This is a genomic window from Corynebacterium sp. S7 (assembly GCF_054401105.1).
Genome location: NZ_CM136760.1, coordinates 418,445 through 434,278, shown reverse-complemented (window position 1 = coordinate 434,278; position 15,834 = coordinate 418,445). Strand labels below are relative to the sequence as shown.

At 59.6% G+C, this 15,834-nt stretch carries 13 protein-coding genes; 4 read left to right on the top strand and 9 right to left on the bottom strand.

Annotated elements, in window-relative coordinates; all coding sequences use genetic code 11:
* Positions 1–2: 2 nt before the first annotated feature.
* From ACXZ66_RS02170 to ACXZ66_RS02140, 7 genes are all read right to left on the bottom strand, one after another.
* Positions 3–311 carry a DUF2516 family protein gene (locus ACXZ66_RS02170; protein WP_458750177.1) on the bottom strand — a complete coding sequence of 103 codons (309 nt, stop codon included), beginning with the start codon at positions 309–311 and terminating at the stop codon, positions 3–5.
* Positions 312–968 (bottom strand): CGLAU_01105 family protein, encoded by a 657-nt coding sequence (locus tag ACXZ66_RS02165; protein WP_458750176.1) that lies wholly within the window; start codon positions 966–968, stop codon positions 312–314. It lies immediately after the preceding gene.
* 51 nt (positions 969–1,019) lie between these two features.
* Positions 1,020–2,351, bottom strand: a complete 1,332-nt coding sequence (locus tag ACXZ66_RS02160; protein ID WP_458750175.1) for a DUF445 domain-containing protein — start codon at positions 2,349–2,351, stop codon at positions 1,020–1,022.
* Between the two features lie 126 nt (positions 2,352–2,477).
* Positions 2,478–2,846, bottom strand: a complete 369-nt coding sequence (locus ACXZ66_RS02155; protein ID WP_458750174.1) for a hypothetical protein — start codon at positions 2,844–2,846, stop codon at positions 2,478–2,480.
* Positions 2,847–2,923: 77 nt separating this feature from the next.
* Positions 2,924–3,673, bottom strand: coding sequence for a succinate dehydrogenase/fumarate reductase iron-sulfur subunit (locus ACXZ66_RS02150; protein ID WP_458750173.1), 750 nt, complete (start codon positions 3,671–3,673; stop codon positions 2,924–2,926).
* Positions 3,673–5,682, bottom strand: a complete 2,010-nt coding sequence (locus ACXZ66_RS02145; RefSeq protein ID WP_458750172.1) for a fumarate reductase/succinate dehydrogenase flavoprotein subunit — start codon at positions 5,680–5,682, stop codon at positions 3,673–3,675. The genes ACXZ66_RS02150 and ACXZ66_RS02145 overlap by 1 nt, the downstream gene beginning before the upstream one ends.
* Positions 5,683–5,698: 16 nt before the next feature.
* Positions 5,699–6,457 (bottom strand): succinate dehydrogenase cytochrome b subunit, encoded by a 759-nt coding sequence (locus ACXZ66_RS02140; RefSeq protein WP_458750171.1) that lies wholly within the window; start codon positions 6,455–6,457, stop codon positions 5,699–5,701.
* A gap of 450 nt (positions 6,458–6,907) precedes the next feature.
* Between ACXZ66_RS02140 and ramB the strand changes: the two genes are divergently transcribed.
* Positions 6,908–8,311, top strand: coding sequence for an acetate metabolism transcriptional regulator RamB (ramB, locus tag ACXZ66_RS02135; protein ID WP_458750170.1), 1,404 nt, complete (start codon positions 6,908–6,910; stop codon positions 8,309–8,311).
* Positions 8,312–8,331: 20 nt separating this feature from the next.
* Here ramB and ACXZ66_RS02130 read toward each other — a convergent pair whose 3' ends face one another.
* Together ACXZ66_RS02130 and lpdA are read right to left on the bottom strand one after the other, a co-directional pair.
* The gene (locus ACXZ66_RS02130) at positions 8,332–9,393 is read right to left on the bottom strand and encodes a hypothetical protein (RefSeq protein WP_458750169.1); all 1,062 of its coding nucleotides are present in this window, start codon (positions 9,391–9,393) and stop codon (positions 8,332–8,334) included.
* A gap of 59 nt (positions 9,394–9,452) precedes the next feature.
* Positions 9,453–10,865: a dihydrolipoyl dehydrogenase gene (gene lpdA, locus ACXZ66_RS02125; protein WP_458750168.1), complete on the bottom strand. Its 1,413-nt coding sequence runs from the start codon at positions 10,863–10,865 to the stop codon at positions 9,453–9,455.
* A gap of 509 nt (positions 10,866–11,374) precedes the next feature.
* Between lpdA and ACXZ66_RS02120 the strand changes: the two genes are divergently transcribed.
* The 3 genes from ACXZ66_RS02120 to ACXZ66_RS02110 are packed head-to-tail and all read left to right on the top strand — an operon-like array spanning position 11,375 to position 15,833.
* Entirely contained in the window at positions 11,375–12,505 is a 1,131-nt protein-coding gene (locus ACXZ66_RS02120; protein ID WP_458750167.1) for an alpha/beta hydrolase, read from the top strand.
* Between the two features lie 26 nt (positions 12,506–12,531).
* A complete protein-coding gene (locus ACXZ66_RS02115; protein ID WP_458750166.1) occupies positions 12,532–14,499 on the top strand; it encodes a prolyl oligopeptidase family serine peptidase in 1,968 nt (655 codons plus the stop codon).
* Positions 14,496–15,833: a M1 family metallopeptidase gene (locus ACXZ66_RS02110; protein ID WP_458750165.1), complete on the top strand. Its 1,338-nt coding sequence runs from the start codon at positions 14,496–14,498 to the stop codon at positions 15,831–15,833. Before ACXZ66_RS02115 ends, ACXZ66_RS02110 begins: the two co-directional genes overlap by 4 nt.
* Position 15,834: the final 1 nt, after the last annotated feature.

Sequence of the window (15,834 nt, the reverse complement as noted above, 5' to 3'; positions counted from 1 at the left end):
CTTTAGTAGTAGTCGCCGCGCAGGATGCTGTTGATCTGCGGGCGCACATCAAAGTAGTACAGGCCGATGGCGATGGCACCGATCCAAGACAAAAATGGCAGTGACAACAGGCACGCGAAGGCGCTGGCAACCAGGATGGCTACCCAGATCCACTTCGACTGACGATTCGCTGCCTCAAAGGCATCTTCCCGGGTAGTTGCTGCCATAACCGCGCCGACAATACCGGCGATTGCCACCAGTAAGAACAATAGGTTCTCCAGGAGGGTCGGGATACTTGCAATCGTCAGGGTAGTGGTTGAAAAATCGAGCATTTAGGAATTTTCTCCGTTAGATGGGTTTTTCGGGGTGTCGGTATCGGACTCCGAAACGACTTCACCGTCAATGATATCCGCGGCGGTGTTTTTGGTGGAGTCCTGAGCCTTGTCCTGCGCTTTATCCAACCCGTCATTGACCCGCGACATCAAGTCCTCCAGGCGGCCGCGCATCTCGTTGATGAAGCCTTCGCTTTCCTGCTTGTCCTGCTCAGAGCCGGATTTAGCGGTCCGCTCACGAATCTGGCTGACGCTCTGGTCGAAGGTCTGACGGATCTGATCCATCGCGGAATTCAGCGATTCACGGGCAGCGCCCGCGTCCTCGGAATCCTTGGCTCCCTGCGCCGCGCGCGTGAACGAGCCGCTGATGTCGCGGAAGATGTTCTCGGCATCGCCGGCGAAGGAAGCGCCCGCACGCTTGTACTGCTCGGCGTCCTTGGCCTCGCCGAAGGACGTCCGCGCGCGGGCGACGGCCTGCTTGACCTGCTCGGCGAGAGCGTTGCCTTCCTTTGAGGAATCTGTCCGGTCTGCCTTGAAACGCTCGCTGAAATCCCCCACAGCATCGCCGAGGCGACCGCCTGCATTCAGCAGCGCCTCACCGACACCCTTCAGGGAATCACGCACGGAGTCATTGTTCTTGTTGGTCGGTTCAGTCATGGTGATCTTCTTCCTTCGCAATCAATCACTTTTAAGTACTTTTAAGTGGGTCTAGACGCCAAAGAGCAGCTGATTAACAGTGTAAATAACCAAACCGGCCAACGCACCGACTACGGTGCCATTGACGCGGATGTATTGCAGGTCCTTGCCCACCATCAGCTCGATCTTTTCGCTGGCTTCTTCTGCGTCCCAGCGTTGGATGGTCTCCGAAATGATGCTGGTCACCTCGCCCGCATAGTTTTCAGCCAGGTAGGAAGCGGTGCCGGTAATCATCCGGTCCAGGTGCTCGCGTACTTCCTCGTCGGTTTGAATGCGGTTGCCCCAGTAGACAGCAATTTCCGCTATGCGACGACGCATCGTGGAATCTGGATCCGAAAGCGCATCAATCAGCGAGGTGGACACGCTTGCCCAGATCTCGGAGGCAGCACCTTGGACAACCTTTGAGCCCATCACCTCAGCCTTGAAATTCTCGACCTTGGTAATCATCTCGCCGTCGAACTGCAGATCCTGGGCCAGCTGGTTGAGCTGCTTGCGAATCGCCTGGCGCGCCTTGTGATCTGGATCAGTATCAACGTCTTCCATAAACTTCACCAGCTCGGCATAGACCCGTTCGCCCACCAGCTCCTTGGCGAAGCGCGGGGCCCATTTCGGCATGCGCTCGTCGAGAAGCGAAACGATGGAGTCCTCCATCCCATCAACCTTTTCGCGGGCCCACGAGATCAGCGTATCGACGACGGGCTCCGTCTTGCCATCTGCGATGAGCCCCTCGAGCGCGCGGCCCGCGATCGGGCCCCAGGTCGGCTCGGCGAGACGAGCGATGACCTGCGAATTAATCAGGTCTTCGGCATCCTTCGGATCCAGAGAACGCAGGGCGTAGACACCGAACTCACCGGCCTTGCGCGAAATCAGGTCGGCGTTGGCGGGCTTTGACATCCACTGGCCGACCTTTTCGGGAATGTTGGCCTGGGTTACCTTTTCCGTAATCAGCTCAGCGTTGAGGAAGTTCTCGCCGACAAATCCCGAGAGCGCTTCGCCGAGCTGGTCCTTCTTCTTCGGAATCAGCGCGGTGTGCGGGATCGGGATCCCCATCGGGTGGCGGAAAATAGCGGTGACCGCGAACCAGTCCGCGAGACCACCAATCATGCCCGCCTCCGCGGCCGCGCGGACGTAGCCTACCCAGACCGGAGCCGTGCCCTGCGACTGCCACCAGGAGCAGGACAGAAAAATCACGGCTGCGATCACGAGTAGGCCAGTAGCGAAGGCTTGGTTTTTGCGCAGCGAGCGACGACGCTCGGCTTCCTTCTCCGCGCTCATCCCCGGCATGGTGGATTTATCAGGTGTTACGTTCGCCTCAGTTTCGCCTGGCAAGGCATGTCTACCCATGTTAGAAGTCAGTCTTTCAGTTGATCGGAAGTGGATCAGTACATCTACTTCATAGTATGCCTGCCATAGTATGGCGAAACCCCCCTGCACCGCTTAAGGGCAAGGGGGTTTTAACGAGCGAGAGAATTAGTTCGCGCGACCAGTTTCTGCACGGTACTGGCGGTAGTAACGGCGACCACGGTAGATCAGACCGAAACCAATGCCGAAGCCAAGAACGGTGCCAACTGCGCCGATGGTGATCAGCACGGAGGTGTGATCAGTTGCAGTGCCAGTGCCCCAGATTGCGGTACCGAGGCCCCAGAGCAGGATGCCGACGAAAGCCAGCGATGCCATAACCAGACCCATGCCAATCCAGGTGGAGGAACGGATCAGGGAGGAGTGGGGTGCACCCAGGGAAACTGGGTCATAGCCATCAATGTAGGAATCCTGCAGCTTCCCGGAATATTCTGGGAAAGATTCAGACTTGATGTCTGCTACTGAGTTCTGTGCACTCATTACCTATTCTCTCTTTCATTCACGATTGCCTTGCAGCATGGGGGCTGCCAAGACTTTAAACACAACTAGTGTTTATTCTAGTCATCCTTGCCACGGAATGCGGCACGTGCGCGTTCCTTATTGATGGCGCCGACGGCCTCAAGTGGGATGCCCGCCGGGCAAACATCTGCACACTCGCCGTACAGCGAGCAGTGGCCGAAGTTGGTCTCCAGCTCGTCGACCATCTGGCGTGCACGCTTGCCACGCTCCTGCTTACCCAGTGGGGTCAGCTTGAGGTGGTTCAGCTTTGCACCAGTGAACAGGTGAGCTGCGCCGTTAGGGCAGGCAGCAACGCAAGCGCCACAGCCGATGCAGGCTGCGAAGTCGAGTGCCTGCTCTGCGTCGTGGTGATTGATGTGCAAGGTATCAGCATCTGGTGCGGTACCAGCCTGGATGGAGACGTAGCCACCCTGCTGCATCACGCGGTCCAGTGCGGAACGGTCAACAACCATGTCCTTGATCACTGGGAATGCGTTGGAGCGGAACGGCTCGATCTTTAGGGTGTCGCCGTCCTTGTAGTTCACCAAGCGCTGCTGGCAAGAAGGGGTGTTCTGGCCCGCACCGTGTGGGCGACCGTTGACGGTCAGGCCACAGGTACCGCAGATGCCCTCGCGGCAGTCAGAGGCGAACGCGAATGGTTCTTTGTCCTCTTCGATGAACTTGTTGTTTACGTGGTCGAGCAGCTCCAGGATGGACATCTGCTCAACAGCGTCGTCGACCTGAACGGTTTCAAAAGCGCCGCCGGTTTCAGGTCCGGCTTGACGCCAGATCTCAAGTGTCAGTTTCATTACTTGTAGTTCCTTGTCATCAGCGGAATCGATTCAAAGTACAGTGGCTCTGCGTGGCGGACGAACTTTTCGTCGCCAGCTGGTTCCCATGCGGAAACGAAGCACCAGTTCTCGTCGTCACGCTCTGCCTCGCCGTCCTCGGAGAGGTGGTCGTCGCGGAAGTGTGCACCACAGGACTCATCGCGGTCGAGTGCGTCAACGCACATGAGCTCGCCCAAGTCGATGTAGTCAGCAACGCGAGCTGCCTGCTCGAGTGCCTGGTTCATGTAGTCGGTGCCACCTGGGACCTGGACGTTGGTCCAGAAATCTTCGCGCAGGGCGCGGATTTCCTTGATGCCCTGCTGCAGGCCCTCGATGTTACGAGAAACGCCACAGTACTTGTACAGGATCTCGCCGAGCTGGCGGTGGTAGTAGTCAGATCCGTGTGGGTTCGGGCCCTCGACACTCATCAGCTTGTCCAGGCGTGCCTTCGCACGGTTGACAGCTTCCTGAGCTGCTGCGGAATCCTCAGCAAGAACAGGCTCGCCGAGGTGGCGGGCCAGGTAGTTCGGCACGGTGAATGGCAGGGTGAACCAGCCATCAACGGAAGCCGAGAGCAGGGAGTTCGCACCCAAGCGGTTTGCGCCGTGGTAGGTCCAGGATGCCTCGCCGGCGGCGAAAAGGCCGTCGATGGAGGTCATCTCGTTGAAGTCCGTCCACAGGCCGCCCATGGTGAAGTGGCAGGTCGGAGCGATACGCATTGGCGTGGTGTATGGGTCCTCGCCGATCGCGTCCTCGTACATGTCGAACAGGTTCGAGTAACGCTCCTGGACGGTGTCCTTGCCGAGGCGCTCGATGGCGTCGCGGAAGTCCAGGTAAGCGGAGTTCTTCAGCGGGCCAACTGCGTAGCCAGCGTTGATCTGCTGCGAGATTGCACGGGATGCAACGTCGCGTGGGACCAGGTTACCGAACGCTGGGTAGCGGCGCTCAAGGAAGTAATCGCGCTCTTCTTCCGGAATGGTGTTTGGATCGCGGTCGTCGCCCTTTTCCTTTGGCGTCCAGATACGGCCGTCATTGCGCAGGGACTCAGACATCAGAATCGTCTTCGACTGCCACTCAGCGTTGACAGGCAGGCCCGTCGGGTGGAACTGAATGAAGGAAGGCGAAGCCAGGTATGCACCCTGCTCGTACGCGCGCATCATCGCACCAGCGTTGGAGTTCTTAGCCAGGGTGGACATGTGGTAGACGTTGCCGTAGCCACCGGTTGCCAGGATCACGGCGTGGCCGGTGAACGGGGTGATGGAGCCGTCAATCAGGTTGCGGGTAACAATGCCCTCGCAGCGCTTCTGGCCGTCCTTCTCGGTCACGATCAGGTCAACTAGGTCGTTGTGGGTGAAGATCTCCACGTTGCCCAGGTGGATCTGGCGCTGCAGAGCCGACGCGGTGGACAGCTGCAGCTGCTGGCCCGTTTGGCCACGGGTGTAGTAAGTACGAGAGACCTGCACACCACCGAAGGAACGGGTTGCCAGGGTGCCGCCGTATTCGCGAGCGAATGGTGCGCCGATGGCGTTCATGTGGTCGATCACGCGGCCGGACTCGATGGCTAGGCGCCAGCAGTCAGACTCGCGACAGCGGTAGTCGCCGCCCTTGACGGTGTCCTTGGTGTGGCGGTAAGCCGAGTCGTTGTCGACCTTCTTGCCACGAGCGGAGTTCACGCCGCCCTGCGCAGCAATGGAGTGCGCACGACGAGGAGCATCGTGGTAGGTAAAGGACTTCACGTTGTAGCCCAGCTCGCCGAGTGCAGCGGCTGCGGCGCCGCCGGAGAGGCCGGTACCCACAACAAGCACGGTGAACTTGCGACGGTTCAGTGGGGAAACAAGTTCCATGTGGTCCTTGTTGTAGTCCCACATTTCCTTCATTGGGACACCCTTAGGCTCATTGTTCTCAAGGATGGTTCCCGGGGTAACACCCGCGACGATAGATGTCGGGTGCTGGAATTCGGCGCGCTGCGCGCCCTGTTCAGTAGTCATGTTGGCTTAACTCCTCCTACGAGACCAAACCGAATGTGATGGACAGCGGCATAACAATGTTGCCAATGACAACGATGGCTGGCAGCCAGTACGCCAGGATCACCATGATCACGTGGCCGCGCTTGCCCAACCAACCAAGGTCGGAGACAGCCAGGTAGATGCCGTGGGTCAGGTGCAGGAACAGAGCCAGGTTTGCAACAACGTAAACCAGGGTGACCCACCAACGCTCAGGGGCGAAGGTTGCAACCATGTTGTTGTACACAGCACCGTGCTCGAAGGAGCTGGACGCAACTACGGTGCCCAGCGTCAGATCGAGGAGGTGGAAAATGATAAACAGCAGCAAGATAACGCCGGTGACCAGCATGTAGCGTGCAGCAACGGACTGCGTGCCGCCCATCAGGTTGGTGCGCTTGAACTTGCCACGGGACCGCTTCGAGCGGCTGTGGAGAGCGAACGCACCGTAAATATGCAGCACAATCGACACAAGCAGCACGATGCGGATGATCCACAGCAGGCCCTCGCGTGGCAGCAGTGGCTCGCCCATGGTGCGCAGGAATTCACCGTAAATGTCCAAGGCAGGCACGCCACCGTGGTCTGGCATGTAAAGCTTTAAGTTTCCGACCATATGGCCGAGTACGAATAGCGCGAAGATCAGGCCGGTGATGGCCATTGTGAGCTTCAGCGCCCACGTTGGATACGAAGGCCGCTCGCGCAGCGGCTTTTCGGTAATTTTACCGTGGCGAATTGCGTCACGGTCTGCGTTTTGTACAGTCATGGCACCTCCAGTGTCGTAATCACTCTACGTGGTTAAGTCGGTCACGTCCTAGTTACACGATTTTCCATTTCACACCGTCGGACCCCCTTTTCGCTGGCGGTTCGGCATTGCCGGGTTTCTGCACCACTGCGCCGAAAGCTAGCAGCCAGATCTTCGCAACGCTGCGAAGAATGCATGCAGGTCACCCCACTTACTGCGAGATTCCACTTCACACTATGTTTTTCAGATCTTCACATTGTGCCCACAGGTCCCCAAAGTAGTAAGCACTTGTGATCTTTGCCACCACTACCCCACTTACGGACATTTCCTCCCCGCTTTTACCCCCAAAGGTGTCAAACTTTCGACGGAGCCAAAAATTAACACGCAGGCGAAGTTCCGATTTTGCTGAGAGTTAACTTTTTTCGCAGCGATACTCACACAATTCTTCACAATATTTGGTTAGATGTGCCCATGGGAAAGACGTACGTGGGCTCGCGCCTCCGCCAACTGCGCCGCGAGCGAAACTTAAGCCAGGCATCTCTTGCCGCCGCACTCGATTTGTCAGCAAGCTACGTCAATCAGATTGAGCACGACGTGCGGCCGCTCACCGTGCCCGTGCTCCTGCGCATCACCGAAGCCTTCGGCGTCGATGCCACCTTCTTTTCGCGTGACGACGATTCCCGTCTCCTCGCCGAGCTCAAAGATGTCGTCGGCGACCAAGAAATCGCGGCGAGCGACGTGGAGCTCCAAGAGCTTTCCGAATTAGTCTATAACCACCCCACGGTCGCCCGCGCGATGGTGGACATGCATCGTCGTTATCGCAACGTCCGCGACAAACTCACCATCGCCACAGACCAGCGCACCACGAGCGACACGGCGATCTCCATGCCGCACGACGAGGTGCGCGATTTCTTCTATTCGCGCCAAAACTACCTCGACGAGATCGACCACACCGCCGAGGACCTCGCGGCAGAGCTCGGCGTCGACCTCTTTGGCATCCGCGACACCGAGGAAGCCCTCGAGGCCCGCCTGCGCGACAAGCACAACATCACCGTCGAGGATTCCTCCGCCGTCGACGGCACGCTGCACACCTTCGACGCTGAGCGAGGCATCCTCTCGCTGTCCACGCTGCTCTCCACTGGCCAGCGCGCCTTCCGCATGGCCAGCGAGCTCGCCTATTTAGAAACAGGCACACTTATCGACGATGAACTTGTCGACGAGCCGCTTTCCGACGAAGCCTCCGTCAATCTTGCCCGCCGCGGCGTGGCCAGCTACTTCGCCGCCGCCACAATCTTGCCCTACGGCCTGATCCACTCCGCCGCCGAGAAGGCCGGCTACGACGTGGAGTACCTCTCTAATATCTTCGGCGTGGGCTACGAAACCGTCGCCTCTAGGCTGTCCACCCTGCAGCGGCCCAACCTGCGCGGCGTGCCGTTTACCTTCGTGCGCGTCGACCGCGCCGGCAACATGTCGAAGCGCCAGTCCGCCACCGGTTTCCACTTCTCTACCTCCGGCGGCACCTGCCCCCTGTGGGCGCTCTATGACGCCTTCGCCCAACCCGGCGACATCGTGCGTCAGCACGCCCAAATGCCCGACGGTCGCACCTATCTCTGGATCGCGCGCACGGTGCGTCACCACCGCCGCAAGTTCCAGGACACCGACAAACTCTTCGCCATCGGACTGGGCTGCGAGACCCGTCACGCCGAGCGCACGATCTACGCCGCGGGCCTTCCTCTCGACGATGCCGAGCAAGCCGACCAAATCGGTTCCGGCTGCCGCGTCTGCCCCCGGCAGAACTGCGCCCAGCGCGCCTTCCCCGCAGTACACATGCCGCTCAACATCGACCCGCACTCCACTGCCATCGCACCGTATTAATAGCAATTAATAGCAACGCGCTAGAACTGCCCCCAACGAGCGCGTCGTTCGTACTCGCGATCGCTGTACGTTGCATTCTGGATCGCGCCGGTCTCGTCGAAGTTCGAACCGATCGCACCGGCGAACGTCCCCAGCGACGCTGAGAGCCAGCCAATCGAAACATAGGTCAGCCAGCTCACGTCATGAGATAAGTAATTCGCCATGTAGTCAGCTGGCACGATCATCGCAGTCAAGCCCGTCATTGCAAGAAAGATCGTGATGTATAAGATCCCAATGGCGAAGGCGATCGTGCCGAAGGTCGAAATATTGTCAATATTGCGCCGCCACGCACTGTGGTTCTCGTCAGCTCGGACAAACATCCGATTGTGCACAATAATCCAGCCCGTAAAAACAACCACAGCAAGCACCCCGACGAGAAAGAGTCGCAGGTAGGACATCGAATCGGCCAGCTGCCAGATCGATCCATAGAACACACCGAAACCACCGGATGCCGCCATTGCCGCAAACGCTGTAGTCAGCACCTTCGGAATCCGCCACGGCCGATTGCTGCGGATTGTTCCTGCAATCAACCGCCACGAACGCAGCGGCCGGTCCAACACCCTGGTGTGCACATCATCGTCATCGTCCTGGCTATGCGCCCGCGAGCGGGGGTTTTCGGTTCCAGCTACGGGTCCGTCACCATCAATTAGCGAAACCAACTCCCGTTCCAAACGCCGCTGTGCACCCCACCAGCCAAACGTCGGCGATGACACGATCCACGCATCCGAGTCCCTATCCCGCTGTGTCAACACCGGGCGGTTATAGGCAGTCAGCGGAAGATCGGTGACATAAATCAGCCGATCCCATCCATGTTCTTCCAACAGGCGCGGCCCACCTGTGCCTAGCTCTAGGTTTCCTTCGGTATCCATGGGGATCTCGCCGAGCTTGGCCTCCACGACGATCTCCCCGCGTTGTGCTCGCCCCAGGAGGTTGCCTTCGTCGTCACGCACGAATTCTGCTGAATCGGTGGCATGGTTCAAGATCCGCATCACATCGAGGGAAGGCATGCCTTGGTCCGCCAAAATTCCAACAACCTGAGCCATGCACCCAGTAAAGCAAAAAGCACCCGCCCGATGGGGGCAGGTGCTCGTCGTGAAGCGAATTAGAGGTTGATCATGTGACCTTCGATGCCATGAGCAGCTTCCTTCATGGCCTCGGAGAACGTTGGGTGGATGTGCACGTTGCGTGCGATCTCACCCGCGGTCAGGTCGTACTTCTGCGCCAGGGTCAGCTGCGGGGTCAGGTCGGAAACGCCCTCGCCGACCATGTGTGCGCCGAGCAACTCGCCGTACTCCGCGTCAGCAACGATCTTGACAAAGCCCTCGGTTGCGTTCGCGCCAACGGCCTTACCGTTCGCGGAGAATGGGAAGGATGAGACATTGATCTCCTTCTCAGGCCACTTCTCCTTCGCGGACTCCTCGGTGTAGCCAAAGGATGCGACCTGTGGGTTACAGAAGGTAGCGCGTGGCATCATCTGGTAATCGCCCAGAGTCTGGGTCTCGGCGCCGGCAATAACCTCGGCAGCAACGATGCCCATTGCCTCAGCAACGTGAGCCAGCTGCAGCTTGGCGGTCACATCGCCGATGGCGTAGATGTGCTCGACGTTGGTGCGCATGTAATCGTCGATAGCAATTGCGCCGCGCTCGGTCAGCGCAACGCCGGTGTTCTCCAGGCCGTAGCCCTCGGTGCGCGGACGGAAACCAACAGAGACCAGCACGCGATCAACGGTGATGGTTTCGGTCTTGTCGGTGCCCTTCTTCTGGTAATCCACCTCAACGGAAGAGCCGTTGTCGCGCACAGCGGTAGTAGCGTGACCAGCCAGGACCTTCACGCCAAGCTTCTTGTAGACCTTGTTAATGGTCTTGGAAACTTCCTTGTCCTCGTTTGGCAGGACGCGGTCCATGAACTCGATCACGGTGACGTCAACGCCGTAAGCGTTAAGAACGTATGCGAACTCCATACCGATTGCGCCGCCGCCGACGATAACCATCTTCTTCGGCGCCACAGGGTTAAGAATCTGCTCCTCGAAGGAGACAACATTCTCGGAGAATTCCACGCCGCGCAGGTTGTTGACCACGGAGCCGGTCGCGATAATGCAATCGTCGAAGGTGACGGTCCTGCCCTTATCGGCGCCCTCGGTGATCTCGATGGACTTCGCATCCTTGAAGGAACCCACACCGTTGATCTCGGTGATCTTGTTCTTCTTCATCAGGTAGTGCACGCCGCCGACGATCTTCTCGGAGACCTTGCGGGAGCGCTTGTGAGCATCGGTGTAGTCGAAGGTCACGTCGCCCTTGATGCCGAAAACATCCTTCTCGTGGTTAAAGGTGTTCGCCACTTCAGCGTTCTTGATCAGCGACTTGGAAGGGATACAGCCCACGTTCAGGCAGACACCGCCCCAGTACTGCTTCTCAATAACAGCGACCTTTTTGCCCAGCTGTGCTGCGCGGATGGCGGCCACATAGCCACCAGGGCCAGCGCCGAGTACTACTACGTCATAATGTTCATTAGTCACGCCTCACAGGATACGTCCTTTTTATATAGAGGTGTGTGTTTTGCACCCCTGTGGGGGCACAAGCTCGCTTTACGACGAAAGCCCCCGCCATTTTCTGGCGGAGGCTATCGGGGGGGAGTGACTCTTAGAGCCAACCCAGCAGGAGCGCGCCCTGGGAGGATGCCGAGGAACCCATGTGGATGAACTGGCCAAGGACCTCGTTGATTTGCAGCTGGATGATTTCGATGATGCTCACGGTAATTTTCCTTAATTTGTTTCGGTGGGAGAACCTCTCAAGGTTCGTGTCGCTGAAATCAGCCAGATTGTTACAGGTGCTTCACAGAAGATTGAGCGACATTACTCAAACAATCTAAATCCCAATTACCACTTGCGCAACAGGTTGGCGAAGTTTAGGGTCAACTGTGAACTTTCATGTGCCTTTTTAGCTCGCGTCCAGCTAACGTTTTCGCACTGCGGTACGATACCCCATTGTCCTCACATTTAATTTACAGGTAAGGAAGCCTCGCCAAATGAAGCTCAAGCGTTCCGTCCTCGCTGCTGGCGCAGCGATCGCCATTGCCCTCGGCGCTACGCCGGTTGCCCAGTCTGCCACCCTAACCCCAGCTGACGTTGCTGGCGAGGTTGCTGTTGGCACTGTCCGTACAATGACCGCGGAGGATGTTCCTAACGCAGTCACAACCGGAGCACCTCAGCAGTGGTTCGCGGACTACGTTGATGGCGAAAAGGTCGAGGCTTACATTGTTACCTCGCCTTCGATGAACAACCGCCAGATTCCAGTTGCCGTCATCCCTGCACGCGATGCTGATGGCAAGCGCATCGACAACGCTCCTACCGTCTACATGCTCAACGGTGCTGGTGGCGCCGAGCAGGACGCTGACTGGCTGCGCCAGACCGGTGGCCTGGAGTTCTACCAGAACAAGGGCGTGAACGTGGTCATCCCTCAGGCTGGCGCTTTCAGCTACTACATGGACTGGGAGCAGGACGTAGACACCAACTACCTGGTGGGTGGCCCGCAGAAGTGGGAAACCTTCATCACCAAGGAGCTTCCTGGCCCAATCGAGTCGGAGCTCAAGGCTAATAACCAGCGCGCAATCGTCGGTTTCTCCATGTCGGCTACTTCTTCGCTGCTGCACGCCGAGCATAACCCAGGCTTCTACGACGCTGTTGGTTCCTTCTCTGGTTGCGCTTCTACCTCAACTCCACATACTTACGAGTACATGCGCCTGACTATCAACCGCGGTGGCTCGCAGCCTGAGCAGATGGTCGGCGCAGTAGGTGGACCCTACAATCACTACAACGACGCTCTGATCAACGCTCAGGGCCTGGCTGACACCAAGGTTTACGTCTCCACCGGCACCGGTTTGGCTGGTGAAACCGATATGGCTGGCTACTACACTCAGCAAGGCGCTGACGCTACTGCAGCTTCTGCTGCCGCGGCAACACTTCAGGTTGAAGGCGGTATCATCGAGGCCGCAATGAACCGTTGCACCCATGACCTGAAGGCGAAGACTGACTCCCTGGGCATGGCCGAAGATACTTACTACGAGCTGCGCAACACCGGCACCCACTCCTGGCCAAGCTGGCGCGAGGACCTCGAGCTGTCCTGGGAGCACACCATCAAGCCTGCATTCGGGCTCTAATTCCAACTAGCCCCTAAGCTTGGGGCATGCGCACTTCGATTGACCCCAAGCTGTTAGACGACATCACCGGATCCTCGGCCCTTGCGTGGGCCGAGGATTGGTCGTCCCAGACCCTTGCCCAACGCGACTTCTCCGCCCTCGAGGCTCGGATCCGCGATGTCCTAGACACCGACGCCCGCATCCCGTACGTTTCCCGGCGCGGCGAGTACCTCTACAACTTCTGGCGCGACGCCACCTCCCCGCGTGGCCTGTGGCGCCGCACCACCCTGGAGAGCTACCGCACCGATCAGCCCGAGTGGGAGATCCTCATCGACGTCGACGCGCTCGCCACAGCCGAAGACGAGGACTGGGTCTGGAAGGGTGCCACCGTGCGCCCCCTGCACCACGACCGTGCGCTCGTGCGCCTCTCCCGCGGTGGTGCTGATGCCTCCGTCGTACGCGAATTCGACCTCGCCTCCCGCTCCTTTCTCGCAGACGGCTTCACGCTGCCCGAAGCGAAAACCGACGTGAGCTGGGTCGATCTTGACACCCTGCTCGTGGGCACCGACACCGGCGAGGGCTCGCTCACTGAATCCGGCTACCCGCGACAGGCGAGGCGCTGGCACCGCGGCCAGGACATCCACGAGGCCGAAGTCATCGCCGAAGGCCAGCCCGCTGACGTGCTCGTCGCCGCCGGCTACGATTCCACCCCCGGCTTCGAGCGCACCGTGACCACCCGCGCAATCGATTTCTACACCACCGAAGTCGCCATCGACGGCCACACCCTCGACATCCCGCTGGACTGCGAAGCCATCCCACACAAGCAGTGGCTCTTCGTCCTACCGCGCACCGGCTTCGCCGGGGTCACGGCAGGCGCACTCGCGGTTTCGCTTCTCGACGACGTCCTGGTCGGCTCCCCCACTTTCACCACTCTCATCGAACCCGATGAGCACACCTCCGTCGACGCGATCTCTTTTACTCAGTCGCAGGTCCTAGTGACCACGCTCGTCGACGTGGTTACCCATATTTCCGCGTTTACGCTAGATACATGGGAGCGCGCCGAGCTTGAGTTGCCGGAGAATTCGTCGGCAAGCATTGTGGCCACAAGCCCGCTGGATGGCGACGAATATTGGGTCAACGCCTCGTCGTTTAGCACGCCGTCAACGCTGTATCTGGGCGCGGAACCGATCAAGCAGGCACCCGCGCTCTTCGATGCCACCGGCCTGGAGACTCGCCAGCATTGGGCCACCTCCGCCGACGGCACGAAGATCCCGTATTTCATCACCGGTGATTTCTCGCTGGGTGCCCGGCCAACCTTGGTGGGCGGCTACGGCGGCTTCGAGGTCTCGCTGACCCCAGGCTATTCCGCGGTGCGCGGGCTGGCCTGGCTGGAGAAGGGCTACTTTTATGTGCAACCCAACCTGCGTGGCGGCGGCGAATTCGGCCCGGCCTGGCATGAGCAGGTGGTGAAAACCAATCGGCATAAGGTCTGGGAGGATCACCATGCTGTTCTTACCGATCTCGTTGCGCGCGGGTATTGCGCGCCTGCGCAGATTGGTATCCGGGGCGGATCCAACGGCGGGCTGCTCACCTCCGGCGCGCTGACGCAGTACCCTGAGGCCTTCGGTGCCGCCGTGGTCCAAGTGCCGCTCACCGACATGCTGCGCTACCACACCCTTTCCGCCGGAGCCTCGTGGATGGCGGAATACGGCGACCCCGAGGATCCCACCGAGCGCGCTGCAATTGAGAAGTGGTCGCCGTTGCAGAACGTGTCGTCGCAAAGCAAATACCCTCCCGCACTCGTGACCACCTCAACCCGCGACGACCGCGTCCACCCCGCGCACGCCCGGACCTTCGCGCTCGCGCTGGCCAAGGCCGGCCAACCCGTGGACTATTACGAAAACACCAAGGGCGGGCACGCGGGTGCGGCCGACAACGAACAGACCGCGCGCGTCGAAGGGCTGATCTACTCGTGGCTCGATGCGCACATAGGGGTAGACTCAGCCGCATCATGATTCTCAAAAGGCTGCGCTCCACACCTGTGCCGGGTACGCGCGATACGTACACCGGCGTCGATTTCAACCTCGGCTTCCATGTTCGGCACTACGACCTGAATCTGGCCTATCGGGTCGAGCCGAACCGGCTGGAGGGCACCGCCACGCTGCGGCTGGACAATTGGAAGGCCCTCGGTGGTCTGACGTTGGATCTGCAGCCGAATATGGTGGCGCGGCGGGTCACGGCGCAGGGCTCGGCGGGGCAGTCCGTGCAGGTGGCGCGGTTTAAGCAGTCCGGTGGAAAGCTGCGCATCACGTTTAAGAACGAGGTGCCGGTAGATACCGAGTTCACGCTGACCATTTATTACGGTGGCAACCCGCGCCCGCGTCGCACCACCTGGGGCGACATCGGCTGGGAAGAGCTGGAAAACGGCGCGCTTGTGGCCAGCCAGCCGATCGGCGCGCCGACGTGGTTCCCCTGCGACGACACACCTGATGAGAAGGCCAGCTACTCCATTCGGATCAGCGCCGACGACCCGTATGTGGTCATTTCCAACGGCAGGCTGGTGAGTAAGCAGGCCGGTGGCAGCCGCACGACGTGGACGTATGAGACGACGCAACGGATGGCCTCGTATCTGGCCACGGTGCAAGTCGGCGAGTACGTCCGCGTGGATCTCGGCCGCAACACCCATGCGTGGCTGCCGCCGGAGAATGCCACCACGGATGCCTTCGATCAGCAGCAGGAAATGCTGGATTTCTTCGAGCAAACCTTCGGGCCGTACCCGTTTGCTGATTACACTGTTGTTGTGACCGAGGACGAACTCGAGATTCCGCTGGAGGCCCAGGGCCTGTCCATTTTCGGCGTCAACCACCTCGAGGGCTGGGAGCGGCTGATCGCCCACGAGCTCGCGCACCAGTGGTTCGGCAATTCGCTGGGGCTCGCCCAGTGGAACGACATCTGGCTCAACGAGGGTTTCGCCTGTTACGCCGAGTGGCTCTGGTTCGAACACAAGGGCACACCGGCGCAGGTCAATGTGGAGGCCGAGTACGCAATCTTGGCGGAGAAGCCCGAGGACATCGTTGTTGGCGATCCCGGTCCCCGCGACATGTTCGACGATCGGGTGTACAAGCGCGGCGCCATCACGTTGCATGCGTTGCGCAGATTGCTTGGCGACGAGGCGTTTTTCCAGGCCGTGCGTCGCTACGTTGCGGCCGGTCGCCATTCCGTGGTCGAGGTCCAGGATTTGAAGCGCGAGCTCTATGCGGCCGCGCGTAGCCGGGACATTGCAACCACGCGTGTCGACGAGCTGCTGCACCTCTGGCTCGATCAAACCGAATTACCGGAGTGTCCATAAA